Below are 598 nucleotides of genomic sequence, written 5' to 3' on the forward strand. Positions count from 1 at the left end.
GTTAGGCCGCATGGACACAACGCAGGTCACATTGATACACCAAATTCTAGCTGCGGCAGATGAGCGAAATCTGCCGCTCTGGATCGGTGGGGGCTGGGCGATCGATGCACGGCTAGGGCGTGTAACACGCAAGCACGATGATATTGATCTGACGTTTCCCGGCGAGAGGCGCGGCGAGCTCGAGGCAATGGTTGAAATGCTCGGCGGGCGCGTCACGGAGGAGTTGGACTATGGATTCTTAGCGGAGATCGGGGATGAGTTACTTGACTGCGAACCTGCTTGGTGGGCAGACGAAGCGTATGAAATCGCGGAGGCTCCGCAGGGCTCGTGCCCAGAGGCGGCTGAGGGCGTCATCGCCGGGCGGCCAGTCCGTTGTAACAGCTGGGAGGCGATCATCTGGGATTACTTTTACTATGCCGATGAAGTACCACCAATGGACTGGCCTACAAAGCACATAGAGTCCTACAGGCTCGCATGCACCTCACTCGGGGCGGAAAAGGTTGAGGTCTTGCGTGCCGCTTTCAGGTCGCGATATGCGGCCTAACAATTCGTCCAAGCCGACGCCGCTTCGCGGCGCGGCTTAACTCAGGTGTTAGCC

Annotated in this window: 1 protein-coding gene; it reads left to right on the forward strand. The window is 58.7% G+C overall.

What is annotated here, in order from left to right; translation table 11 throughout:
• Positions 1-10: 10 nt before the first annotated feature.
• Positions 11-544: an aminoglycoside nucleotidyltransferase ANT(2'')-Ia gene (gene aadB / locus GY634_RS17035; protein WP_003159209.1), complete on the forward strand. Its 534-nt coding sequence runs from the start codon at positions 11-13 to the stop codon at positions 542-544.
• The last annotated feature ends 54 nt before the right edge of the window (positions 545-598 follow it).

Source organism: Paenalcaligenes suwonensis, assembly GCF_011290505.1.
Taxonomy (GTDB): domain Bacteria; phylum Pseudomonadota; class Gammaproteobacteria; order Burkholderiales; family Burkholderiaceae_B; genus Paenalcaligenes; species Paenalcaligenes suwonensis.

What these genes read in the sequence shown, in the direction of transcription:
- aadB (WP_003159209.1), top strand. Translation starts at nt 11, where the DNA reads ATGGACACAACGCAGGTCACATTGATACACCAAATTCTAGCTGCGGCA.